The sequence below is a fragment of the Streptomyces sp. NPDC056061 genome (genome assembly GCF_042266885.1).
GTDB lineage: Bacteria > Actinomycetota > Actinomycetes > Streptomycetales > Streptomycetaceae > Streptomyces.
Window position 1 is genome coordinate 362537 of sequence record NZ_JBHJWQ010000001.1, and the last position, 24270, is coordinate 386806.

The 24270-nt window shown below is 73.0% G+C and carries 22 protein-coding genes; 12 read left to right on the forward strand and 10 right to left on the reverse strand.

All coding sequences use genetic code 11. The features are described 5' to 3' along the window. Window positions 1-3: 3 nt before the first annotated feature. The gene (locus tag ACFC79_RS01625) at window positions 4-2136 is read right to left on the reverse strand and encodes a prolyl oligopeptidase family serine peptidase (RefSeq protein ID WP_376233707.1); all 2133 of its coding nucleotides are present in this window, start codon (window positions 2134-2136) and stop codon (window positions 4-6) included. Window positions 2137-2301: 165 nt separating this feature from the next. Here ACFC79_RS01625 and ACFC79_RS01630 point away from each other — a divergent pair, with 165 nt between their 5' ends. From ACFC79_RS01630 to ACFC79_RS01665, 8 genes are all read left to right on the forward strand, one after another. Continuing rightward, window positions 2302-2496 carry a hypothetical protein gene (locus ACFC79_RS01630; RefSeq protein ID WP_376233709.1) on the forward strand — a complete coding sequence of 65 codons (195 nt, stop codon included), beginning with the start codon at window positions 2302-2304 and terminating at the stop codon, window positions 2494-2496. Between the two features lie 142 nt (window positions 2497-2638). Continuing rightward, the gene (gene mshB, locus ACFC79_RS01635; RefSeq protein ID WP_376233711.1) at window positions 2639-3538 is read left to right on the forward strand and encodes an N-acetyl-1-D-myo-inositol-2-amino-2-deoxy-alpha-D-glucopyranoside deacetylase; all 900 of its coding nucleotides are present in this window, start codon (window positions 2639-2641) and stop codon (window positions 3536-3538) included. Beyond that, the gene (locus ACFC79_RS01640) at window positions 3535-3978 is read left to right on the forward strand and encodes a DUF6113 family protein (RefSeq protein WP_376233713.1); all 444 of its coding nucleotides are present in this window, start codon (window positions 3535-3537) and stop codon (window positions 3976-3978) included. Before mshB ends, ACFC79_RS01640 begins: the two co-directional genes overlap by 4 nt. Window positions 3979-4152: 174 nt before the next feature. Further along, window positions 4153-6222, forward strand: a complete 2070-nt coding sequence (locus ACFC79_RS01645; RefSeq protein ID WP_376233715.1) for a hypothetical protein — start codon at window positions 4153-4155, stop codon at window positions 6220-6222. Window positions 6223-6602: 380 nt separating this feature from the next. Beyond that, window positions 6603-7541, forward strand: coding sequence for an ABC transporter ATP-binding protein (locus ACFC79_RS01650; RefSeq protein ID WP_376233718.1), 939 nt, complete (start codon window positions 6603-6605; stop codon window positions 7539-7541). Next, window positions 7535-8290 (forward strand): ABC transporter permease, encoded by a 756-nt coding sequence (locus ACFC79_RS01655; protein WP_376233721.1) that lies wholly within the window; start codon window positions 7535-7537, stop codon window positions 8288-8290. Before ACFC79_RS01650 ends, ACFC79_RS01655 begins: the two co-directional genes overlap by 7 nt. Beyond that, window positions 8287-9480 (forward strand): sensor histidine kinase, encoded by a 1194-nt coding sequence (locus ACFC79_RS01660; protein ID WP_376233723.1) that lies wholly within the window; start codon window positions 8287-8289, stop codon window positions 9478-9480. The genes ACFC79_RS01655 and ACFC79_RS01660 overlap by 4 nt, the downstream gene beginning before the upstream one ends. A 160-nt stretch (window positions 9481-9640) precedes the next feature. Continuing rightward, the gene (locus tag ACFC79_RS01665; RefSeq protein WP_376233725.1) at window positions 9641-10252 is read left to right on the forward strand and encodes a response regulator transcription factor; all 612 of its coding nucleotides are present in this window, start codon (window positions 9641-9643) and stop codon (window positions 10250-10252) included. A 184-nt stretch (window positions 10253-10436) separates the two neighbouring features. On the opposite strand, the gene ACFC79_RS01670 is transcribed toward ACFC79_RS01665, so the two are convergent. The 7 genes from ACFC79_RS01670 to ACFC79_RS01700 all read right to left on the reverse strand — a co-directional run bounded on the left by ACFC79_RS01670 (window position 10437) and on the right by ACFC79_RS01700 (window position 18635). Next, a complete protein-coding gene (locus tag ACFC79_RS01670) occupies window positions 10437-12653 on the reverse strand; it encodes a permease (RefSeq protein WP_376233727.1) in 2217 nt (738 codons plus the stop codon). Further along, the gene (locus ACFC79_RS01675; protein ID WP_376233730.1) at window positions 12650-13345 is read right to left on the reverse strand and encodes an ABC transporter ATP-binding protein; all 696 of its coding nucleotides are present in this window, start codon (window positions 13343-13345) and stop codon (window positions 12650-12652) included. Before ACFC79_RS01675 ends, ACFC79_RS01670 begins: the two co-directional genes overlap by 4 nt. A gap of 120 nt (window positions 13346-13465) precedes the next feature. After that, the gene (locus ACFC79_RS01680) at window positions 13466-13810 is read right to left on the reverse strand and encodes a hypothetical protein (protein WP_376233732.1); all 345 of its coding nucleotides are present in this window, start codon (window positions 13808-13810) and stop codon (window positions 13466-13468) included. A 452-nt stretch (window positions 13811-14262) separates the two neighbouring features. Beyond that, complete coding sequence (locus ACFC79_RS01685) at window positions 14263-14991, reverse strand: class F sortase (RefSeq protein ID WP_376233735.1); 729 nt, start codon at window positions 14989-14991, stop codon at window positions 14263-14265. Window positions 14992-15249: 258 nt separating this feature from the next. Beyond that, window positions 15250-16053, reverse strand: a complete 804-nt coding sequence (locus ACFC79_RS01690; RefSeq protein ID WP_376233737.1) for a hypothetical protein — start codon at window positions 16051-16053, stop codon at window positions 15250-15252. Window positions 16054-16639: 586 nt separating this feature from the next. Next, complete coding sequence (locus ACFC79_RS01695) at window positions 16640-17515, reverse strand: transglutaminase-like domain-containing protein (protein WP_376233740.1); 876 nt, start codon at window positions 17513-17515, stop codon at window positions 16640-16642. A 19-nt stretch (window positions 17516-17534) separates the two neighbouring features. Further along, window positions 17535-18635 (reverse strand): GNAT family N-acetyltransferase, encoded by a 1101-nt coding sequence (locus ACFC79_RS01700; RefSeq protein ID WP_376233742.1) that lies wholly within the window; start codon window positions 18633-18635, stop codon window positions 17535-17537. A 117-nt stretch (window positions 18636-18752) separates the two neighbouring features. Between ACFC79_RS01700 and fdxA the strand changes: the two genes are divergently transcribed. Further along, on the forward strand, window positions 18753-19073 hold the full coding sequence (gene fdxA, locus ACFC79_RS01705; RefSeq protein WP_018956287.1) for a ferredoxin: 321 nt from the start codon (window positions 18753-18755) through the stop codon (window positions 19071-19073). A 226-nt stretch (window positions 19074-19299) separates the two neighbouring features. Beyond that, the gene (gene dapC / locus ACFC79_RS01710; RefSeq protein ID WP_376233745.1) at window positions 19300-20400 is read left to right on the forward strand and encodes a succinyldiaminopimelate transaminase; all 1101 of its coding nucleotides are present in this window, start codon (window positions 19300-19302) and stop codon (window positions 20398-20400) included. A gap of 91 nt (window positions 20401-20491) precedes the next feature. Here the strand turns inward: dapC and ACFC79_RS01715 are convergent, their stop codons facing one another. After that, window positions 20492-20881 carry an ATP-binding protein gene (locus ACFC79_RS01715; RefSeq protein ID WP_376233748.1) on the reverse strand — a complete coding sequence of 130 codons (390 nt, stop codon included), beginning with the start codon at window positions 20879-20881 and terminating at the stop codon, window positions 20492-20494. Window positions 20882-21165: 284 nt separating this feature from the next. After that, window positions 21166-22113: a hypothetical protein gene (locus ACFC79_RS01720; RefSeq protein WP_376233749.1), complete on the reverse strand. Its 948-nt coding sequence runs from the start codon at window positions 22111-22113 to the stop codon at window positions 21166-21168. 148 nt (window positions 22114-22261) lie between these two features. Between ACFC79_RS01720 and dapE the strand changes: the two genes are divergently transcribed. Together dapE and ACFC79_RS01730 are read left to right on the forward strand one after the other, a co-directional pair. Further along, the gene (gene dapE / locus ACFC79_RS01725; protein ID WP_376233751.1) at window positions 22262-23341 is read left to right on the forward strand and encodes a succinyl-diaminopimelate desuccinylase; all 1080 of its coding nucleotides are present in this window, start codon (window positions 22262-22264) and stop codon (window positions 23339-23341) included. Between the two features lie 100 nt (window positions 23342-23441). Beyond that, window positions 23442-24191, forward strand: a complete 750-nt coding sequence (locus tag ACFC79_RS01730) for a TIGR00730 family Rossman fold protein (RefSeq protein ID WP_376233754.1) — start codon at window positions 23442-23444, stop codon at window positions 24189-24191. Window positions 24192-24270 lie beyond the last annotated feature (79 nt).

The following is a 24270-nucleotide window of genomic DNA, read 5'->3' on the forward strand; positions in this document are numbered from 1 at the left end:
GGTTCAGTTCCGCAGCCCCAACGACCGCTTCAGGAAGTCCACCTGGAGCAGGAGCAGGTTCTCCGCCACCTGCTCCTGCGGCGTCATGTGCGTCACCCCGCTGAGCGGCAGCACCTCGTGCGGACGCCCCGCCGCCAGCAGTGCCGACGACAGCCTGAGCGAATGCGCGACCACCACGTTGTCGTCGGCCAGGCCGTGGATGATCATCATCGGCCGGACCTGTTCCGCCGCCCCGGAGAGTCCGTCGTCCGTCAGCACCGAGTTGCGTGCGTACACCTCCGGCTGCTCGGCGGGGTCGCCGAGGTAGCGCTCGGTGTAGTGGGTGTCGTAGAGCCGCTGGTCGGTCACCGGTGCGCCCACCACGGCCGCGTGGAAGACGTCCGGCCGCCGCAGCACCGCCAGGGCCGACAGATACCCGCCGAACGACCAGCCCCGGATCGCCACCTTGCCGAGGTCCAGGGGGAAAGTTTCGGCCAGTGCGTGCAGCGCCTCGACCTGATCGTCCACGGTGAGAACGAGGTTGTCCTTGACCGCCTTCTCCCAGGCCGGTGAACGCCCCGGAGTGCCCCGGCCGTCCGCGACGACCACCGCGAAGCCCTGATCGGCGAACCACTGCGACGTCAGATGGGGGTTGTGGGCGGCGAGCACCCGCCGTCCGTGCGGTCCGCCGTACGGATCCATCAGGACAGGAAGCGGGCCGTCCGAATCCTGGTAGCCCTCCGGGAGCAGCACGGCGCACGGAATGCGCCGTGCGCCCCCCTCGGTGAGGCGTACCCGTGCCGTCAGCGTCGGCTGTTCGGCGAAGCTCGCGACGGTGGCGACCCGCCGGCCGTCCCGCAGCACCTCGGCGCGGGTCCCCGGCCACTGGAGCGACTGGGAGACCAGCACCGTCACCCCGCCCGCGCGGACCGCCGAATGCACCCCCGCCTCCTCCGAGATCCGTTCGACGCCCAGCTCGTTGACCCGGTACACATGGGTCTCGCCGATCTCCGGTTCCGCGGCCTCCTCGCCCGCCGACGCCGCCACCAGGACGTCCGACTCACCGATGTCCAGGACCGCCCGCACCTGCAACCGGGCCCCGGTGAGCGGCCGGTCGCCGACCGCGAGCACCCGCGCCCCGCCCTCGTCGGCGATCCGCACCAGCCTCCCGTCCGGGGCCCAGGCGGGCGCCCCGGGGAAGATTTCCAGCCAGATCGGATCCTCGTCGGCGTGCACCGTCCGCGTCGCACCGGTTTCGGGGTCCACCGCGAGATGGAGCTGGCTGCGCTGGTCGCGGGCCTGCACCAGAAGCAGCGGCGCACCCGCCGACGACCAGTGCACCTGGGCCAGATACGGGTGCCGCACGCGGTCCCAGACCACCTCGGTGCGGGTGCCGTCCAGCCCCATCACGAAGAGCCGCACCTCGGCGTTGGGCGTCCCCGCGGCCGGGTAGGCGACCTCGGTGGGCCGACGGTCCGGGTTCGCGGGATCGGCGATCCACCACCGCCGCACGGGGCTGTCGTCGACCCGGGCGACCAGCAGCCGGTCGGACTCCGGCGACCACCAGAAGCCCCGCGAGCGCTGCATCTCCTCGGCGGCGACGAACTCCGCGAGGCCGTACGAGACGTTCTCCGCCTCCGGCTCGGCGAGCGCCCGGTCGCCCTCGCCCCCGACGTCCACGACGCGCAGCGCGCCCTTGGCGACGTACGCGACGTGGCGCCCGTCCGGCGAGGGCCGCGGGTCGATCACCGGACCCGGCACCGGCAGCGCCCGTGCCGTGCCCGCCCGCAGCTCGGCGACGTACACCTTCCCGGAGAGCGCGAACGCGGCCAACTCGGCCGCCGCGTCCACCGCGTAGCCGACGATCCCCGAGGAACCCTCACGGCTGCGCTCGCGCCGGGCCCGCTCCTGGGGCGACAGCCGCTCCGCCGAACCGCCCAGCAACGTCTCGGGGTCGGCGACGACGCGTTCCTTCGGGGAGCCGCCCTCCGGCAGGTCCAGCACCCACAGCCGCCCCGACCGGTCGGTGCCGGAGGCCGACCGCAGGAAGATCACCCGCTCCCCGTCCGGTGAGACGGTGAACGCGCGGGGAGCGCCGAGAGTGAATCGCATCGTTCGTGCGTGCCGGCGGGGAAATGAGATCTTCTGCGAAGTCATGGGCCCGAACCTAGCCCCCGACCACCCGGTCGTGCGCCCCTCGTGCTGCCGTGCCCCGATCAATGCGGTCGCACGGATAGTTATGATCCGTAGCGCGTTGTGGGTATGAACCTGCTGGCTCCTGTGTGCTGCCCGTCCCGACCGTACTGATGGAGGTGAACCGCCGTGGCACTCTCGATTTCGGCGGTGGTGCTGCTGGCGATCGTCGTCTTCCTGCTGATCCGGAAATCCGGATTGAAGGCCGGACATGCGGTGGTCTGCGCGCTGCTCGGTTTCTATCTCGCCAGCTCGTCCATCGCGCCCAGCATCTCGAACCTGACCACCAACGTGGCAGGCATGATCGGCAACCTCAAGTTCTGAGCCACGGCTCCTTTGGGACGCGGCTCCTCGGGGGTGCGGCTCGACGGCCCGGCCCGGCGAACCGGTCCGACGACATGGCGCGGTGTGTCGGCGGCCGGTGCGCAGGCGGCTCCCGAGGCGCTCGGATCGTAGGGTGGTCTCCATGACGGACCACCCCGCCCGGCGCCTGCTTCTGGTGCACGCGCACCCCGACGACGAGTCGATCAACAACGGCGCCACCATGGCCAGGTACGCGGCCGAGGGCGCCCAGGTCACCCTGGTGACCTGCACGCTCGGCGAGGAGGGCGAGGTCATTCCGCCCGCTCTCGCCCACCTCGCGGCGGATCGTGACGACCGCCTCGGCCCCCACCGCCGGGGCGAACTCTCCGCCGCGATGAAGGAACTCGGGGTCACCGACCACCGGTTCCTCGGCGGCCCCGGCCGCTACCGCGACTCCGGGATGGTGGGTGCCGAGCAGAACCACCGCCCCGGCGCCTTCTGGGCCGCGGACGTGGACGAGGCCGCCGGGCACCTGGTGGCGGTGATCCGCTCGGTGCGGCCGCAGGTCCTCGTCACGTACGACCCCGACGGCGGCTACGGGCACCCCGACCACATCCAGGCGCACCGCGTCGCGATGCGCGCGGCGGAACTGGCCGCCGATCCGGGCTACGACGCCGTGCCGGACGGCCCGCACACCGTCGCGAAGATCTACTGGAACCGGGTGCCGCGCTCGGTCGCCGAGAAGGGCTTCGCACGGCTGCGGGAGACGTCGCCGGACGCCTTCGGGGGGATCGCCGCGCTCGACGACGTACCGGGCGTGGTGGACGACAGCAGGATCACCACCGCGATCGATGGCACGGACCGGGCGGAGGCCAAGCGTGCGGCGATGCGCGCCCATGCCACGCAGGTCGTCGTGGACGGCGACTTTTTCGCCCTTTCCAACGACCTCGGCCAGCCCGTCCTCACCACCGAGTACTACGAGTTGGTGCGCGGCGTCCCCGGAGCCGCCGCGGGCGAGCGCGAGGACGATCTGTTCGCCGGACTGCCGGGGGCGCGGCGATGAGCGACGGCAGGCAGCGTGCGGCGCGCTCCGGGTCTTCCCGGGAGGTCCCGGCCACCGGCCTCGCCGCCCCCCTCGACGCCGGGCGGATCGCCGCCCACGTACTCCTGGCCGTCCTCGGCGCGCTCGTCGGATTCGCCGGCTCCCTCGTCCAAGCGGCCTGGTTCCCGGGCGGATTGCTGCTGGCACTGGCGGCCTGCGCCGGACTGTTCCGCGGCGGGGGCCGTTTCCTCGGCACCCAGCTCGGCGCCCTGGCACCCGCCGCAGGTTGGCTGATTTCGATCGTGATTCTGCTCGGCGGGCGCCCGGAAGGCGACTATGTCTTCGGCGACGAAGTCGGTCTCATCCTCTTCATGCTGGGCGGGATGGTCATCGCTGTGATGTGTGCCACCATGTCGCGGTCGCCCCTGCCGGGCGCCGACAGCGGCCGACCTGGCAAGTAGGAGCCACGGCCGATCCCGTAATGCCCTGTGCCCGTCAGGGTGCCGTGTGGTCGTTTCCCCCGGTCGCGAGGTGTCTGTCGGCGCTGGCCAGTATGGTGGTTCGCGCGCCGAGCCGTCCCCTGGCCTGCGGCATGGGGGAAGTACGGGCGGCGGAGCCAATCGGGAGAACCTGCTTTGAGTCGTGAAACTGACAGTTCGTCCTCCGGGACCCAGGGGCGCGGAGGAGCCGCGTACCCCTCGGGGACGCCGCCGTACGGATCCCGCCAGTATCCGTCGCTGCACCCCTCGCAGGACGCCCCGGACGGGGCCCCCGAGCCTGCGGACCGGCAACGGCCCGAGGAGCCGAGGACCGAGACGACGCTGACGACGCGTATCCGGATCAACATTCCGGGCTCGCGCCCCATCCCGCCCGTCGTCATGCGTACGCCCGTGAACGAGGGGGAAGCCGCCGACGCCGAGCGCACCGGCAGCATTCCGCGCCCGTCCGCCGATGCCGCAGCGACGGACACGGAGCGGGCCGCACCGGGCACCGAGGCGCCGACCGCTCCGGAGTCGGCGGAGCCGGCCCCCGAGAAGCCGGCACGGGAGAAGAGCGGCAGCGACTGGTTCGCCCCGCGCAAGCCCCCCACGAGCACCCCGGCCGCGGGAATTCCGGCCGCGGGCCCGAGCACCCCGGCCGCGGGCACCCCGGCCGTCGGTGGTGAGCCCGCCCCGTCCGGCGGCGGTCTGCCGTACTTCCCGGACGGCCCGCAGCACACCGGCGCCCCGGACACCGCCCGTCCGGGCGGCAGCGCCCTCGACGCGTTCGGTTCCGGGGCCCCCGGCCGGCCCGCGGCGGACGTGCGCGCGGGCGGCCCCTCCGGGCCCACCACGGGACCCGCCACCGGCACTTCGTCCCTGACCCCGAACGTCGGCGACGCGGGGGTCCAGGGTTCGGCCGGCCCGCTCTCCTCCGACGGCCCGGCGGGCCCGCAGGGCACCGGCACGTCCGGTGCCGTGCCGCGGATGTCCGACGACACGGCGGTCCTGACGCCCCAGTTCGCCGCCCCGGCCCCCGGCGGTCCCGACGGCAATGTCTCCGGTGACACGCTCACCAGCGGCATCCCGGTCGTTCCGTCGGAGCCGCGTTCGGCGTTCCCGGGCGCGGGCGGCCTCGGTGCCCGGCGCGCCGACGCGGCGCCCCGGGTCGAGGACGAGGCGATGGGCACCGGCCCGGTGGGAGCGGGCGGTCCCGCGGCACCGTCGCCCGGCCCCGCCGCGGACTCCGCCCCGGCCCCCGCGAAGAACGCGAAGAAGAAGGGCCGTTCCAAGCTGGTGCTCCTCGGCGCGGCGGTCGTCGGTCTGGCCGCCGTGGCCTACGGGGCCGGACTGCTGATGAACCACTCCGACGTCCCGAAGGGCACCACGGTGCTCGGCGTCGACATCGGCGGCGGCACGAAGGAGGAGGCCGTCGCGAAGCTGGACGCCGCCCTCGGCAAGCGCGCCGTGGCTCCCCTCCAGCTGTCCGTGGACGGCAAGAAGACCGAACTCGTCCCGGACAAGGCCGGACTCGCCCTGGACAGCCAGGAAACCGTGCGTGCGGCCGCCGGCAGCGACTACAACCCGGTCTCCGTCATCGGCTCCCTCTTCGGTCAGAAGCGCGTCGTCGACCCGGTGATCCCGGTCGACGAGGAGAAGCTCGGCGTCGCCCTGACGGACCTGGCGGGCGTCTCCGGCACGGCCAACGAGGGCACGATCAAGTTCGAGATCAACAAGGTCGTCGCCGTGCCCGGCAAGGCGGGCAAGGCGCTGGACGTCAACCGGTCGATGCTCTCGGTGCGCGACGCGTACCGGGCCCAGGTGCAGACCGGCAAGGCACCCGTCGTCCAACTGCCCGTCGCCACCCGCGAACCCACCATCGACAAGGCCGAACTCGACCGGGCGATGAAGGAGTTCGCCGAGCCGGCGATGTCCGACCGGGTCACCATCAAGGCCGGTCCCAAGGAAATCCAGTTCGGCCCCGCCAAGTCGCTGCCGCAGATCCTCTCGATGGTTCCGATCGAGGGCAAGCTGGTGCCGCACTACGACAAGAAGGCCATCGACACCCTGTCCGAGGGCGTCTTCGACGGCATCATGATCACCAAGGGCGACGGCAAGAAGCACCAGCTCAGCTCCGACGACGTGGCGGCGGCCATGCAGACCGCGGTGCTCGGCAAGACGCCCGCCGAGCGGACCGTCACGATCGACCTCGGCGGCAACGGCTAGGGTCCGCCCCGCCGCGGCGCGCGGTGTCGCTCCCGGTACCAGTGCCGCAACGGGCAACGCGTGCCGCGTCGCGCGCCGTGAACCGCTCCGGCCGCGGCACCGGGGGCTGAACCGTCGGCCCTGACGGGCGTGCGACGCCCGCCCCGGCGGACGGCACCGTTCGCACCTCGCCCGCCCCCGTCCGGATGTTCCGGGCGGGGGCGGTGCCGTGCGGTCGGCGGCGCGGCACCGCCCTCCCGCGGGGACGCCACGGCCGCGCGCGGCGTCGCCCGCCGGGGTGCCGCGAGGGCTGTGTCACCCGTCCGGCATGACATCTGTCATGCCGTTTCCACGACCGGCGGCCCTGCCGGGCGGACCCCCGGTCCGGCCAGGCTGGGCCCATGACGACGACAACCACCGAAGCCACCGCGGCGAGGACCGCCGCGGTCAGCTTCGCCCAGGTCAGCAAGGTGTACGGCGAGGTACGCGCCGTCGACGGACTCACCCTCGAACTGCACCCCGGTGAGACCGTGGCGCTCCTCGGGCCCAACGGCGCCGGGAAGTCCTCCACCCTGGACCTGCTGCTCGGCCTGCGTACCGCCGACTCCGGTTCGGTCCGGGTCTTCGGCACCACACCGCAGGACGCCATCGCCGCGGGCCGGGTCGGCGCGATGCTCCAGTCCGGCGGTCTGATGGAGGACGTCAAGGTCGAGGAACTGGTCCGCCTCGCCTGCGACCTGCACCCCAGGCCGCACCCGGTGAACGAGGTCATGTCCCGGGCCGGCATCACGCAGATCGCCGACCGCGTGGTCAACAAGCTCTCCGGAGGCCAGGAGCAGCGCGTGCGGTTCGCGCTCGCCACCGCCGGGGCCAACGACCTGATCGTCCTCGACGAGCCGACCACCGGCATGGACGTCACCGCCCGCCAGGCGTTCTGGGCCACCATGCGCGACCAGGCCGAGCAGGGCCGCACGGTGCTGTTCGCCACCCACTACCTCGAAGAGGCCGACGCGATCGCCGACCGCGTCCTCGTCCTCCACAAGGGCCGCCTCCTCGCCGACGGCACCGCCGCAGAGATCAAGGCGAGGGCCGGTGCCCGGCGCATCTCCTTCGAACTGGACGGCCCGGTCGACGAGGTGGCCCTGCGCGCCCTGCCGCACCTGTCCGCGCTCGACGTCTCCGGCGGCCGGGTCCGCATCCAGTCGCACGACGCCGACGCGACCGTCCACGCCGTGTACGCACTCGGCCTCCGCCCGCGCGCCCTCGAAGTCGCGGGACTCGGCCTGGAACAGGCATTCGTCGCCATCACCGAGGCCGAGGAGGCCAGGACCGCATGCTGAAGTTCTTCTCGTGGGCGCTCATCCGGCTCGAAGTGACCCGCACCCTGCGGAACAAGAAGTTCATGTTCTTCTCGATCATCTACCCGTCGGTGATCTACCTGTTGATCTCCGGCACCCAGAACACCACCGACCGCATCCCGCACACCGACCTCACCTTCCAGGCGTTCTTCATGGTCTCGATGGCCTCGTTCGGTGCGCTGACCGCCGTCCTCATGGGCAACAGCGAACGCATCGCGAAGGAACGCGAGAAGGGCTGGGTCCGCCAACTGCGCCTCACCGCGCTGCCCGGCCGCGGCTACGTGCTGGCGAAGATCGCCAGTGCGGCGATGGTCACCCTGCCCTGCATCGTGGTCGTCTTCCTGGTCGCCGCCGTCGTCAAGCAGGTACGGGTGGAGACCTGGCAGTGGTTCGCGCTGGCCGGGGTCATCTGGGCCGGCTCCCTGGTGTTCGCCGCGCTCGGGGTCGCCATCGGCTACCTCGCCAGCGGTGACGCGGTCCGCCCGCTCACGATGATCGTCTACTTCGGCCTCTCCATCCTCGGCGGCCTGTGGATGCCCAGCGCGACCTTCCCGCAGTGGCTCCAGAACGTTTCCGAGTGGCTGCCCACACACGCGTACGCTTCTCTCGGCCGGGCGATCGAGATGGGCGGCTCACCGCAGGCCGAGGACGTCGCCATCCTCTGCGGCTACTTCCTGGTCTTCGCGGGCGGTGCGGCCTGGCTCTACCGGAAGGACACCCTGAAGGCGTGAACGACGACGAGACGACCGTCGGCATCGGGCGCCCGCCCACGACGCGCAGGCAGGGCTGGATCAAGCTGTTCTGGATCGGTGTCTGGCTCGCCTTCATGACCGCCCCGGTCCGGGACCTCGCCGACGGCCGGCACACCGCGTGGGCGACGGCGTGCGGCGCGCTGGGCCTCGTGGTGTTCGCCGCGGCGTACCTGGTGCTCGTGTTCCGCAACACCGCCAGGCCGTCGGACCTCCGTCTCGTCCGGGCCGTGCTCGCTCTCCTCGGCGCCCTCGCCGCCGTCCTCACCCTGACGCTCGGCACGTCCTGGCTGGTCCTCTTCGTGTACGTGGCGGTCTCCGTCGGCGCCACCCTGCCCCCGCGGACGTCGCGGTGGCTCATCCCCGCCGTCACCGCGGCCATGGTCGGCTTCGGGCTCGTCGGCGGCCACCCGCGCGACACCGTCACCGCGCTGGTCTTCCCGGCGCTGCTCGGCGGGTTCTCGATGACCGGTGTGCAGCAGCTGATCCGTACCACGATCGAACTGCGCGAGGCCCGCGCGACCGTCGCGCAGCTCGCCGCCAACGAGGAGCGGCTGCGGCTCGCCCGTGATCTGCACGATCTGCTCGGCCACTCGCTCTCGCTCATCACGCTCAAGAGCGAGCTGGCCGGGCGGATGCTGCCGGACCACCCGGGGCAGGCGGCCGCCCAGGTCGCGGACATCGAACACGTCAGCCGCCAGGCGCTGGCGGACGTGCGCAACGCCGTCACCGGATACCGCAGGCCGACCCTCCCCGGCGAACTGGCCGGGGCCCGTACCGCGCTCGCCGCGGCGGGCATCGTCGCGGACGTCCCGTCCGAGGCCCCGGCGGACCTGCCCGAGAAGCCGGAGGAGGTGCTTGCCTGGGCGTTGCGGGAGGCGGTCACCAATGTCGTGCGCCACAGCGGTGCCCGGAACTGCGCGGTGGGCCTCGTCGCCCGCCGGACCCTCGACGGCGAGATCCTCGAACTCACCGTCGCGGACGACGGCGTCGGGGCGGCGGGCAGCAGACCGGGCAACGGCCTCACCGGCCTCGCCGAGCGCCTCGCCGCGGTCGACGGCACCCTGACCACCAGCACCGGCAACTCCCGTTCCGGCAGCTCCGCTTCCGGCAAAGGCTTCGTGCTGACCCTGAGCGTTCCGCTGGGTCCCGGCCCCAGGGCTGTCCCGTAGTCCCCGACGGGTGTGCGACGACAGCCACGGCACCTCCCCGCGCTGTCGGAACGTCCGAATACATTCGGTGTCCGGACGTCCCTCCGCCTTGCGGCGCCCCGCGTCCGACGCCGCACACCGAACCACCGGGGGTGCCGGGACAGCCCTTAGGATCCACGGAATGAGCATGATCAGACTTCTCCTCGCCGAGGACCAGCACATGGTGCGCGAGGCGCTCGCGACGCTCCTCGGCCTGGAGCCCGACATCGAGGTGGTGGCCCAGGTCGCCCGCGGTGACGAGGTGCTCGCCGCCGCCCGCGAGCACCGGGCGGACGTGGCGCTGCTGGACATCGAGATGCCGGGCCTGACGGGGATCGACGCGGCAGCGGTCCTGCGGCGCGAACTGCCCGAGGTGAAGATCGTCGTCGTCACCACCTTCGGCCGCCCCGGCTACCTGCGCCGGGCCATGGAGTCGGGCGCCGACGCCTTCCTGGTGAAGGACGCGCCGGCCGCCCAACTCGCCTCGGCGGTACGCAAGGTGCTGGCGGGGGAGCGGGTCATCGACCCCACCCTCGCGGCCGCCGCGCTCGCCGACGGGGCGAACCCGCTCACCGACCGCGAACGCGATGTCCTGCGCACGGCGGCGGACGGCTCCACCAACGCGGAGATCGCGGCGGCCCTCCACCTCTCGCAGGGGACGGTCCGCAACTACCTCTCCACGGCGATCCAGAAGCTGGCGGCCCGCAACCGGGCGGAGGCGGTCCGGATCGCCCGGGAGAAGGGCTGGCTGTAGGCGGGACAGTCCCGGGCCGTACGAGTTGTGGGTGTCGACGCCGACGGCCCCCGGTACGCACAGGGTGTGGGCGTCGACGCCGACGGCCCCCGGTTCGCACGTCCGGGCGCCCGTGCCGGAGCCTGCCGGGGTGTCACGACCCGGGGGCACCAGGGAGCGGGCTCCCGTATCGCTTCCCGGGGCGTCAGTCCGCGGCCGGCCGCCACCGCCGGGCGGTACGGATCGCCGACCGGCCCGCCAGGGCACCGACCACGACCGCCAGCACGATGCAGCCGCATGCCCCGACGGCGAGCGCTCCCCAGGACACGTAGCCCTCCTGCACCACGGAGATGAAGAACAACGAGTGCCAGGCCGTGACGACGGTGGCAATGCAGGCCGAGATGAGCAACGGGACGGTCAGATGCCAGGTCGCCACCGACCGGAAGACGGCGTGGCCCCCGGTCAGCACGCTGAGCGGTGCCAGGGCCTGCCGGACGGTACCGAACTCGGCGGCCGCGCTCAGGCTTCCCGCCAGCAGCAACAGGCCGAGTCCCAGGAGCCCGAAGAGCAGAACCCAGTTGGTCAGCCGCTCCTTGTTCGCGGCGCCCACCAGCCACGTCTCTCCCGGCGTCTCCACGGTCACCGCCGGTACCAGCGCATGGGCCGCCCGCTTCACCTGGGAACGCACACCCGGGGCGGGCGAGGTCACGATGAGCGTGTCCCGTGCCGCGTCGAAACGCGGCACTGCCGGCACCGCCTGGAAGCGCGTCCCCGGCCCGTACCAGGCACGGATCTCCGTCACGCGTGCGTCGTGGCTCGCCGGGCCCGTGAGGTCCGCCGGTTTCGCGGGGCACGCGAGTCCCAGCGACTTCAGCGCTCCGCACGAGCCCTGGAGGAGCACCGACCGCTGTTCGGGTTCGGCCCTCACCACGAGCAGGTGGGAGCCGGCCGGCAGCGTCCGGGACAACTGTCCGACCACGGATGCCGTGAGATCCGCACCGCGGACATCGAGCACGGTGTCACCGACGCGCGCCTCCGAGGCACGTGCCGCGGCCGCCTTGTCGCCGAGTCGGCTGTTCCACACCTGGAGCTGGCCGATCAGCCCGAGTCCGATCACCATGGCCAGGGACAGCCGGACCACGACGCCGGGGTGCGCGGCCGTCCACCGCCCGCCGATCAACTGGCCGGGACTGCCGGTGCGCAGACCGCGTGCCGCGATGCCGTTCCCCAGCCGTCGGCCGGCCACGGCCGCCACCGAGGGGAGCAGGGCCCACATGGCGACGGTACCGACGACGAAGGCGATGAGGCCCGGCGTCCCGCTGAGGTACTGGCTGAACGCGACGAGGACGACTCCCGCCACGCACCCGATCGGCCGCCACCGGGGAATCCGTGTGGAGAACGAGCGGGGCCGGGTGGCGGCACCGTCGCGTTCGACGCGGTGGAGAAGGACCACCACGCCGAGGGCGATCACGAAGGACAGGACCAGCGCGGCGGCCATCGGGCCCCCGGCCGCGCGCATGTCGTCGCTGTCCAGGAGATATCCGGTGGGCGGGAGCCGGACGTCCGTCGTCATCGCCGCGAGCGCCGGTAGGACGGCGAGCGCCGTTCCGGCAGCGAGGGCCGGCGCCGCTTCGCCCACATTGACGATCGCACGGTGACGCCACGTCCCGCCGAGGGCCTGGAGGAGACTGCCGCGGCGGTCACGTGTGCGGGAGCCGACCCGGGAGGCGACCACCAGCAGGGCGAGCGCGGGTACGCCCGCCAGGGCGCCCAGGGCGAGCAGTACATGGCTGACCGGGCGGGAGTTGAGCGTCTCGCCCATCGGGTAGCTCTGGCCGAACCCCGTGACGTACCACCAGGAATCGTTCGACCCGGGGTCGGGCGTGCGCGCGGGTCTGACGTAGGCGAGGCGCTCCGAGGGCGAGACGAGGCCCTCCTCGGCGATCGTGCCGGCGAAGTGGCCGTACCGGTCGGTGATCCGCTCAGGCTGCCCCGCACGGACCAGTTCCGGGGACAGCACGGCTTCCCCGGGGGCCGGCCAGTGGCTCAGCCCTGGCGGAAGGGGAGCATCCGGTTTCAGCGGATACAGGTAGATCACGGTGTGCTGGATCTCGCCGGTCGTGTCGAACGCCTCGCGCCACAGCGCGACGGCATCGCCCTTCCGGTCGGTGATCAGCGGGCCCCGCGCCTGGTTCCGGGCCTCGCGCCCGTCGTAGGTGGCGAGCGCGGCCGCGGCTCCCAGCACGACGACGGCGAGTGCGGCCGCAGCGGCGAGCAGGGACCAGAAGCGCAGCCGGTCGCCGGGGGTGCCGCGGCCGGCCGCGGCACCGATGCGGAGCAACTGCCACCACAGGCGTCCGCCCCGGGGCTTCGGCCCGGCGGAGCCGTCCGTGCGCCGGCTCTCCGCGGTGTCCGTGCTCACGCGTCCACCCCGTCCAGGGCGTCCGTCAGCGCACCGGCTTCGAGACGGAGGGTCCGCTGTGCCCGTGCGGCCACCGACGGGTCGTGGGTGACGACCAGCAGGGCGCAACCGCGCTCCCGGGACACGGTGAACAGGAGATCGGCCACCGCCTCCCGGGCCCGCGGGTCGAGAGCCCCGGTCGGTTCGTCGGCCAGGAGCACGTCGGGGTCGGTGATCAGCGCGCGGGCCACGGCGGCGCGCTGGCGCTCACCGCCGGAGAGCATTCCGGTCGGCGTCCCGTCCTGCGGTACCCCGAGTTCGGACAGCAGTTCCGCCGCTCGCCGGTACGCGTCGCGGTGCTCGCCGCCGTCGAGGAGAACGGGCAGCGCCACGTTTTCCACCGGGGACAGTTCGGGAAGCAGCTCACCGAACTGGAAGACCACGCCCAGGTGCGCGCGGCGTATCCGCGCCAACTGCTTGGGACGCAGCCCGGTGAGCCGGTGCGTGCCCACGTCCACCGTGCCGCCGTCCGGCGCGACCAGGCCGAGGATGCACATCAGCAGCGTCGACTTCCCGGAGCCGCTGGGACCGGTGACGGCCACGGATTCGCCCGGTTCGATGTCCAGGTCGACGCCGTCCAGCAGTACCCGTTCGCCCAGCCGATGGCTCAGGCCCCTCACGTGCAGGCCCATCGATCCTCCGGCCGTCACCATGTGTTCGCTCCCTCGTCGACGCTTCGGGCCGCCTCGGCGCACGCGGCACCGAGGACGGGAAGACGACCCGCCGGGGCCGGGCGGTCGACCGCCCGGCCCCGGCGGGATCTGTGGCAGACCTCAGGGGGCCTTCCAGCCCGAGCAGTCGTCCGGTGCCCAGTCGTTGTCGTCGCAGGCCTGGAACTTGATGATCTTCGAGCCGTCCGCGGAGGTGGCCCGCGTCTTGTAGCCGCTGTGGTTCCAGAGGGTCCGCTTGGTGCCGGCGCTGGTCTGGCGGTAGTACTCCGCCTTGCCCGAGTCGCCGTCGTCGCTGCCGTCGTACACGGATATCACGCCGGCCTTGCCACCGTAAGGTGCCGTTGCCGTGACGCCGCCCCCCTTGGCGTCGAGCGCGAACGCACCGGCAGCCGGGAATGCGAGGCTGACGGCGAGAACCGTTCCGGCGACAATCTTGAGTCTGGACATGGTGTTCCCCTCCTGTGTCATGAGACCCATGGACGACCGACGGGCCGATCACGAACGTGGCCTGAATCAGGCGTGCCCCCCGGCCGCCGGTCGTCGCCGAGCCTCACACGGTGACCAGGTGGTAACAAGCCGATTACGCCCTCGTGGCCGGAATCGGTATGTCGGGACGAGGGGCCGGATCGGTGCCCCGAACCACCGGTGACGTGGTTCGCGGCAGGCAAACGGAACATGCCGTTGACACTGTCCTGTGCATGGGCAACTGTTCCGCCGAAGTCGAAACGGAACGTGCCGTGCCGTTGGCCCGCGAGGGCGGCCGCGCTCGCGGGCAGGGGCCGAAAAATGGCCGGAATGATCACCAGCGCACCCGGGCGTACCCCGGCATACTCGGGCGCCGTCTCGCGTACTGCCGCCCCCGCACATCGCCTCCTCCGACGCCGCCGACGCGGCGCGCGTCAGCCCTGCTTGGACGAGTCGAGGTGGGCGAACGCCACCACGTTGTTCTCGTAGTCCTTGGCGGTTTTGTTGTACGGGCCGCCGCAGGTGATCAGACGGAGTTCGGCGTCCGGGGTGTCGGCGTAGACCCGCTTGTCCGGGAACTTCGCCTTGCTGAACGTCTCCACCGAGTCGACCTTGAACGTGGCCACCGAGCCGTCGGCGCGCGTGATGTCGACCGTGGCGCCCGGCTTGAGGAACTGGAGCTGGAGGAAGACGGCGGGCCCGGTCGTCGTGTCGACATGGCCCGCGACGATCGCCGTGCCGTGCTCGCCGGGCGTGGCACCGTCCTCGAACCAGCCCACGAGGTTGCTGTCGTTGGCGGGCGGCGGGTTCAGTCGGCCGTCGTCGCCGATGGCCAGACCGGTGAACGGAGCGTTGACGCCGAGGGTCGGAATCCGCAGCCGCGTCGGGACGGAGCGCAGCATCGCCGGGCCGACGGCCTTGCCCGAGGGCGTGACGGGGCGGGGCGGAGCGTGCGAGCCGAGCACCTCGGGCACGGGCATGGCCGGTGCGAGGGCGGCGACGGGCGGGGGTGGTGCCTTGTCGTCGGCCGCGTTGCCGAAGGAGTTGTAGATCAGGAGCATGCCCAGCCCGGCCGCGACGGCGGGCCACATGAGGGCGCGGCGCAGGGTGGCTGCGGGGGCGGTCCGGGAGGGGGTGGATCCGGGTGGCTGCGGGGCGGCCATGGGAGAGTGCCTTTCGCTCGTGCGATGCCGGCTTGCGCGATGTCGGGGATGCGGGGGACGCCGGGAGCCGGGGCGCGCGGCCGTCGGAGCCGATCCCGGACGGGGCCGGGGATCGCGCCGGGCCCGGTGGTCGTGCCGCTCCGGTGCCGGATCACCGGAGCGGAAACGAAGCCGCCGCGGCCGTCGCCCCCGAGGGACGACGGCCGCGACAGTGTGATGACGACCGGCCGACGGTGGACGGTTGACGGGAGGCCCCGGTCAGGCGGCCGCGCCACCCGCCGACCGACGACGGCGCAGCTTGTACGCGCCGACGCCGAGGCCGCCGAGCAGCAGCGCCGAACCGGCGGCCAGGCTGCTGCCGGTCATCGCCGTGCCGCCGCCACCGGTGTGCATGCCACCGCGGGGCTTGCCGCCGTCGCGGCCGCCCTCGTCGCCGCCGCGGCCGCCACGGTCGCCGCCTTCGTCGCCGCCGCGACCGCCTTCGTCCCGGCCGCGGTCGCCGCCGCGACCGCCCTCGTCGCGGTCGCCGACGACCACCTTGGCCATGAAGCCGCCGCCGGTGTGCATACCGCCGCGGGGCCCACGGCCCTCGTCGCGGTCACCGTGGTCACCGCCCTCGTCGCCGCCGTGACCGCCTTCGTCGCCGCCGCGACCGCCTTCGTCCCGGCCGCGGTCGCCGCCCCGGCCGCCCTCGTCGCGGTCGCCGCCGCGACCGCCCTCGTCGCGGTCGCCGACGACCACCTTGGCCATGAAGCCGCCGCCGGTGTGGACGCCGCCGCGGGGTCCGCGGCCCTCGTCGCGGCCGCCACGGTCGCCGCCGCGGTCGCCGCCCTCGTCGCGGTCACCGCGGTCGCCGCCGCGGTCGCCGCCCTCGTCGCGGTCGCCGCCGCGGTCGCCGTGGTCGGAGCCGTATCCCCCGTGCTCGTCGCCGCGCGAGGACGAGGAGCCGTTGGCCGCCGGTGCCGCGTCTCCTGCCGCGACTGCGGCGTAGGCGGAGGGACCGGTGATGGCGAGAACCGCTGTGACAGCGGCCGAAGCGAACAGTGTGCGGGCAGAGCGCATCTGAACACATTCCTTCCGCCGCGACTGCGAGGAGTGACGGGGTGTCGACTCGGTGTGGAGCAGCAGCGACGTGATCCACCGTCAGTCGGAATGTGGTCCCGCGCCAACGGGGAGTGCCGCATTCGAGCGATGCCGTGGGCTCTTCGGGTGGCGTGGAGCGGATAATCACCCGTTGGACGGCACGCGGCGACACGTGAGGTTTGAGCGACGGCGGCCACCCGTTTGCCGAGGTCCCGGCGTGACGGCCCGTCCACCGCGGATTCCGGCTCGACAAACCGTCGGGGAGGGTGAACTCCTCGATGAATCGGGTGGGTTGAGTGGATATCGGCACTCGCCGGGTCCGCCGCGACCGGATGCCGCCCGCGGCGCTCCCGCCGCTGTCCGGCACCGGTTCGCCCCAGGATTCCACCTGGCGGCGTAACCCGGCGGACGAGGCGAAACGGGCCCGCGCCGACCGACCGGGGCACGGGGCGAGAGGCCCCGGTGCCCCGACGCCTCGATGCCCCGGACGTGCCGCATCGGGACGTCCGGGCCCCGGGTGCCCGGGGTCGCGCGGCCCCCGGCGGTCGCGTCCGGCGGGGCGGCCTCAGTTCAGCAACGCCCTTGCCGCCCGAGCCCGTTGCCGGATGGCCTCGGCCGCCTCCGGTTCGACCCCGGCCACCACGTCCGCGTACGCGTCCATCTCCGCCGCCCCGCGCAGGAACTGCCCGCTCTGCACGAGCAGCTGGGCACGCTCGAAGCGCAGCCGGGCCGGATGCGAGGGCAGCAGCAGGGAGAGGTCCACCGACCACAGCGCCACGTCCGTGTGCTCAGGGCGGGTCGCCGCCCATGCCCTGATGTTGTTCAGGATCCGCAGCACGATCTCCAGCGGCCGGGCGGGTTCCAGCATCGACTCCTCCAGCGGCGCCCCCGTCGCCCCCGCCACCAGCAGTTCCGCGTCCCGTCCGGTCAACGGACGTCCGCCGTGGAAGGGGTCCACCAGCACCCGTTCCGACGGATCGCCGAATCCGACGACGAAATGACCCGGCAGTGCCACCCCGTACACCGGGGCGCCCGCCCGCCGGGCCACCTCGATCCACACCACCGACAACAGGATCGGCAGCCCGTGGCGCCGTCGCAGGACCTGATGCAGCAGCGACGACTCCAGCCGCCGGTAGTCCGCGGCCGAGCCCGCGAAACCGCACCGCCTGCCGAGCAGTTCGGCCACCGCCGAGGCCCAGGAACGGCTGCCCCGTACCCCGTACGGGAGCCGGCCCGCCAGCTCGTCCAGCTCGATCTGCGCAGAGTCGATCCCGTTCTCGTCCAGGTCGGGATCGGCCACCGCCGCCAGCAACAGGCAGAGCAGCGCCAGGTCCGGCCGCTCGGCGCGCGCCTCGGCGGCGAACCGGCGCAGCAGCTCGTCCCGGTCCGGGCGCCCGGACCGCTCCGGCTTCCCCGGTTCCTCCGGTCGATGAGGACTCATCGGACTTCCCGCCCTCCCGTCACGCCGGCCGGAAGTGGTGATACCGGTGATGGACCGAGAAATCCAGGGCCCCGTACAGAGCCCGCGCCCCTTCGTTGTCCGATTCCACCTGGAGCCACGCCGCCGAGGCGCCCTCCTCCAGGGCCCGGCGGGCGAGTGCGGTCATCACGGCGGTGGCGAGCCCCCGGCGCCGGTGGGCGGGGGCCACCTCGACGGCCATGAACCCGGCCCACCGCCCGTCCACCACGCACCGCCCGATCGCCGCGGGGGCCGCCTCCGTCCGCCCGGCACCACCGGGCTCGTCGCGCCCGGAGGAGCTGTTCCCGGGCCCGTCGGTCGCGGGCTCGCCGTCCCCGGGCTTCTCGCCCCCGGGCTCCTCGTCCCCGGGCACGGAGGCGAACCACACCGAGGGTCCGCCGCGCAGCACCTCCAGGACATGCGGCCCGGGGGTCTCGAAGCGCTGGTAGCGGGAGAGCCAGGACTCGTCGAGATCGCGGCTCAGCCGGACCCGTGACACATCCGCGTCCAGATCGGCGATCGGGGCGAGCGCGGCGATCCGCACCTCGGTCGTCACCTCGCGCCGCCACCCGCGCTCCTCCAGTTCCGCGCACAGCTGCTCCTGGGTGCCCTCGGCGCCCGTCGCGGCCTGGACGTACGCGGGCAGCCCGCGCTCCCCGTACCACCGCTCGGCGTACCGGAGCGCCTCGTCGAGCGGCATGCCGGGATCGCCGAGCGGCAGCACGGAGTTGGCGCGCCGGGTGAAGCCCCGTGCGGCGCGCAGCCGCCAGTCGCCGAGCGCCTCGCTCTCCACCGGCTGCCAGGCCCGGGCGCAGACGTGCGCGAGTTCCTCGAAGGAGGTGGCGGGCAGACCGCGCCGTCGGGCCGGGGCGGCGGGGACGACCTTGCCCGCGACGAGATCCGATTCCGCGACCCGGACCGATTCACCGCTCCGTGTTGTGATCGACAGCACACCATGTTCCCACGATGTGAGAATGCCGACCGTGTCGGTGAACTTCGCCCCCTGTGGGCCATGCGCACAAGTGCGCCGGAGTGATACCCGTTTGCCCACGTCAGTCGGTGCAATTCGGACGTCCAGGCGTCCGCCGACGGTGAATTCCACAGCTCTGTCCGCCCCTCCTGTTCGGTTCGTGCCCGGGAACGGAGATACTAGGGGTGGGCATCGACGACGCCGCGCTCCCGCGCGAGAGCCAACGCCCTACCGAGGAGGAACGACAGCGTGACCTACGTCATCGCGCAGCCTTGTGTCGACGTGAAGGACAAGGCCTGCATCGAGGAGTGCCCCGTCGACTGCATCTACGAGGGCCAGCGGTCCTTGTACATCCACCCGGACGAATGCGTCGACTGCGGAGCCTGCGAGCCGGTGTGCCCGGTCGAGGCGATCTTCTACGAGGACGACACCCCGGAGGAGTGGAAGGACTACTACAAGGCGAACGTCGAGTTCTTCGACGACCTCGGGTCGCCCGGTGGTGCCTCCAAGCTGGGCCTGATCGAGCGCGACCACGCGTTCATCGCAGCACTGCCGCCGCAGAACCAGTAGGCGCGGCAGGCACGTGCGTCGCCCCGGTCCCGTACGGCTCGTCACCGTGCGGGACCGAGGCGTTTCCACGGAGCGGCCCGGGCGGCCGGAACCACCCGGGCCCCGTCCGGTCGGCCGGGCCGGCCGACGAAGCGGCGCTCCCGGCGGCAGCAGGGCCCGAGCGGCGCACCCGGTGCGCCGACGGCGCCGGAGCCGCGCGCAATCCCGTACGAGAAAGCAGAGATCCGTGTCCGCAGTCTCCTCCCGTCTCCCGGATTTCCCCTGGGACAAGCTCGCCCCCCACAAGTCGACGGCCGCCGCCCACCCGGACGGCATCGTGGACCTGTCCGTCGGCACACCGGTCGACCCGGTGCCGGAGCTGGTCCGGCAGGCGCTCGTCGCCGCCGCGGACAGCCCCGGCTATCCGACCGTGTGGGGAACCGCCGAGCTGCGCGATGCGATCACCGACTGGGTGCGGCGGCGGCTCGGCGCGGTCGGGGTGGCGCACGAGAACGTCCTGCCGGTCGTCGGCTCCAAGGAGCTGGTGGCCTGGCTGCCCACCCAGCTCGGCCTCGGCGCGGGCGACAAGGTCGCCTACCCGCGCCTGGCCTACCCGACGTACGAGGTCGGCGCGCGCCTCTGCGGTGCCGAGCCCGTCGTCTACGACGACCCCACCGAGCTGGACCCGGCCGGCCTGAAGCTGCTCTGGCTCAATTCGCCGTCCAACCCGACCGGTCGCGTCCTGCCCGAGGACGAGCTGATCCGGATCGTCGCCTGGGCGCGCGAGCACGGCGTCCTGGTCTTCAGCGACGAGTGCTACCTGGAGCTGGGCTGGGAGGCCGAGCCCGTCTCCGTGCTGCACCCGGAGGTCTGCGGCGGCACGTACGAGGGGATCGTCGCCGTCCACTCGCTGTCCAAGCGTTCGAACCTTGCCGGGTACCGCGCGGCCTTCGTCGCGGGCGACGCGTCCGTGCTCGGCGAGCTGCTGCTGATCCGCAAGCACGGCGGAATGATGACCCCGGCCCCGGTTCAGGCGGCGGAGGCCGCGGCCCTCGGCGACGACGCGCACGTCGCCGAGCAGCGGGAGCGGTACGCGAAGCGGCGTGCCGCCCTGCGCGCCGCGCTGGAGGCCCACGGCTTCCGGATCGAGCACAGCGAGGCGAGCCTCTACCTGTGGGCGACGCGCGACGAACCCTGCTGGGACACCGTGGCGTACCTGGCGGACCTCGGCATCCTGGTGGCGCCGGGCGACTTCTACGGGCCGGCCGGGGACCGCTTCGTGCGGGTGGCGTTCACGGCGACGGACGAGCGGGTGGCCGCCGCGGTCGAGCGCCTGTCCCGCGGCTGACCGGCCGACGCCGTCGGCGCCGCACACGCGAGGGGCCGCAGGGGCACATGCACCCCTGCGGCCCCTCGTGCGTGAGGCGGCGTCGGCCGGATCAGCCGATCGGCAGGCCCTGGGTGGGCAGACCGCCCTCGGTCACGGCGCCCGCCGTGTCGCCGAGCACCTTGCCCGCGCCGCCGCCGGTGGCCTTCCGCAAGGTCGGGGCGGCCTCGGCGCCCGCCTTGCCGACGGTCTTGCCCGCCGCCGGAAGGGCGGTTCCGACGACCTTGCCGCCGGTCCCGTTCGCCGTCTCGGTGCCCTGCCGGGACACGCCGTCGACCGTCCTGCCGAGGCCGTCGCCGTCGACCGTGGTCAGGCCGCCGAGCTCCGGCGTCTGCGGGAGCGGCGCGGCACCCGCGGCTCCGGCCGCGCCGACCACGGGGGCGGCACACGCGGCGAGCAGCAGCGCGGCACGGGTGATCCGGCGGGTCAGGGGGAGGGACATGATGCTCCTTCGACGGGATGAGGAATCTGTCTGTCCGTTGATCGGACGCAATGACAACCGTCGTGGGGGCCGGAGAGGTTGCGGTGGGCCGAGGTAAAGAGTCGGTAACGTGCCGACCGGTCCGTCGCGGCGAGAACCGGACCGACATCGCCTTCCCGGTCGGTCGGGTGAACCGTCACTTGGCCTTCGCCGCAAGGGGATCGAGGGACATGGGGCGGTGGCGGAGGGGGAGATGCACGGAGCCGCCGCGCGGGGCGATTAACCCCGCCGGGCGGTGATCCGCACTACTGTACGAGCTTGATCCGGACCCTGTCGGCGTCCGATTCCTTGCGGTCCGTGTGCCAGCCGGACCCGGCCTTCCATACCCGGTCCGCGTAGGCGACCTCCTTCAGCCCCAGCGACTCGGACCGTGCGACCGCCCAGTGCGCCAGTTCCCAACCGCGCCGGGGCGCGTCGTCGTCCTCGGGGTCGAGGGCCGTCGGCACCGGTACCGCGACCGTGCTCGCCGCGGGCGAACCGGCCGCGCCCGTACCGTCCGCCACCGACGGCCGCGTCGCGGGCAGCACCTCCTTGCCGAAGGCGCGGACCAGTTCCGTCCGCACCGTCGCCGCGTCGGCCGTCACGGCCGTCGTCCGCGGCGGATTGCAGTTCAGCGTGGCGGGCGTGCGCCCGGTCAGCGCGGCCGCCAGCAGCGCCGCGTCCGGCTCGTGCTTCGCGTACGCCTGCGGGAAGCCGCTGCGCTGGACCCGCTGTGCGGCGACCGTCAGCGGCAGCCGCGAATAGCCGGGGACCTCGGCCAGGTGCCGGTAGAACTCGCCGGCCGAGTAGACCGGGTCCATGATCTGCTCCTCGGTGCCCCAGCCCTGCGAGGGCCGCTGCTGGAACAGCCCCAGTGAATCCCGGTCGCCGTGCTCGATGTTGCGCAGCCCCGACTCCTGCAACGCGGTCGCCAGCGCGATCGTCACCGCGCGCTCGGGCATGCCGCGGGCGGCGCCGACGGCCGAGATCGTCGCGGCGTTCGACGCCTGTTCCGGGCTCATCCGGTACGTGCGGCCCTTGCCCGTCGAGCCGTCGGCGGACTCCACGACGCACCCTTGGACGACCGTTTTGCCGGTGATGTATTGAAGGAGCAGGTAGCCGCCCAGAGCGGCGAGCACGACGAAGGCGGCCGCGATACGGAAGAGACGGCTGCGGGCGGTGTGTCTGCGGGTGGGGGAGTCGATCCGGGGCACGGGGCCACCGTACTTGAGTGTCCGTCCGGCGCCGAGGGCCCAGGGACCCCCGCGCGGGACGGATCGGACGGGACCGGACGGACCGGTTCGTCGCGCCTCGCGCACGGGCCCCGCCGCCGGTCGCGGACGAGGCCGTAGGGTCGGTGCCATGACCGAAAGCACGCTTGACCTCACACTGGACGGCCCCGCACTCACGGCACGGCTCGTCGACTTCCCGTCGGTCAGCGGCCAGGAGAAGGAGCTCGCCGACGCCATCGAGGCGGCGCTGCGCACCCTGCCGCACCTGACCGTCGACCGGCACGGCAACAACGTCGTGGCCCGGACGAACCTGGGCCGTGCCGAGCGGGTCGTGCTCGCCGGACACATCGACACCGTGCCGATCGCCGACAACGTGCCCTCCCGGCTCGACGACGACGGCGTGCTCTGGGGCTGCGGCACCTCCGACATGAAGTCGGGCGTCGCCGTCCAGCTGCGGATCGCCGCGACCGTGCCCGAGCCCAACCGCGACCTCACCTTCGTCTTCTACGACAACGAGGAGGTCGCCGCGCACCTGAACGGGCTCGGGCACGTGGCCGAGGCCCACCCCGACTGGCTGGCGGGCGACTTCGCCGTCCTGCTGGAGGGCTCCGACGCCGAGGTCGAGGGCGGCTGCCAGGGCACGCTGAGGGTCTTCCTGCGCACCGCGGGCGAGCGGTCCCACTCCGCGCGCAGCTGGATGGGATCCAACGCCGTCCACGCCGCGGCCCCGATCCTGGCCAGGCTCGCCGCGTACGAGCCGCGCCGCCCGGTCATCGACGGGCTCGCCTACCACGAGGGCCTCAACGCGGTGCGGATCGAGGGCGGCGTCGCCAACAACGTCATCCCCGACGCGTGCACCGTCGTCGTCAACTACCGCTATGCCCCCGACCGCTCCGCCGAGGAGGCCCTGGCCCACGTCCACGAGGTCTTCGCGGACTGCGGCGTCGCCGAGTTCGTCGTCGACGACCACTCCGGCGCGGCCATGCCCGGTCTCTCGCACCCGGCGGCCAAGGCGTTCATGGCGGCGGTCGGCGGCACCGCCCGGCCCAAGTTCGGTTGGACGGACGTCTCCCGTTTCGGCTCCCTCGGGGTGCCGGCGGTGAACTACGGCCCCGGCGACCCGCTGCTCGCGCACAAGCGCGACGAGCACGTGCGGACCGAGCGGATCACCCACTGCGAGGAGCGGCTCCGCTCCTGGCTCACCGCCTGACCCCCGGTATTCCTCCGCCGGTAACCTCCGTGGATCTAGGCTGGCCGGAAAGGGACGGTCGTCCGTGACGACCGTCGGCCGTCGTCGGAGGGAGCAGGTCATGGGCAACCCCGAGGGAACGCAGGTCCCCGAGGAGCAGCGGCTCGGACCGGTACTGCGCCGCAGGGAACAGGTGCAGCCCGGCACCACGGATCAGCGGCTGCTGGACACCGAGGGCGACTCCGAGTGGGTGCACACCGACCCGTGGCGGGTGATGCGCATCCAGTCGGAGTTCGTCGAGGGCTTCGGCGCGCTCGCCGAACTGCCGAGCGCCATCAGCGTCTTCGGCTCGGCCCGCAGCCGTCCCGGCGGCCCGGACTACGAGGCGGGCGTACGGATCGGCAAGGCCCTGGTCGAGGCCGGTTTCGCGGTGATCACCGGAGGCGGTCCCGGTGCCATGGAGGCGGCGAACAAGGGGGCGCGGGAGGCCAAGGGCATCTCCGTCGGCCTCGGCATCGAGCTGCCCTTCGAGTCCGGGCTCAACCCGCACGTCGACATCGGCGTGAACTTCCGCTACTTCTTCGTCCGCAAGACGATGTTCGTGAAGTACGCGCAGGGCTTCGTCGTCCTGCCGGGCGGCCTCGGCACGCTCGACGAACTCTTCGAGGCCCTCACCCTCGTCCAGACCCGCAAGGTCACCCGCTTCCCGATCGTGCTGTTCGGCACCGCGTACTGGAGCGGGCTCGTGGACTGGCTGCGGGACACGGTGGTGGCCCAGGGCAAGGCGTCCGAGCACGACCTGCTGCTGTTCCACGTGACGGACGACGTGGACGAGGCGGTCGACCTGGTGACCAAGGAGGTCGGCCGGTAGGCCGTGACCGCGGGACGGCGGACGCGCACGGGCGGGGCCGACGCCGTGCCCCGCCCGGTGGTGCGTGCGCCGTCCCGCG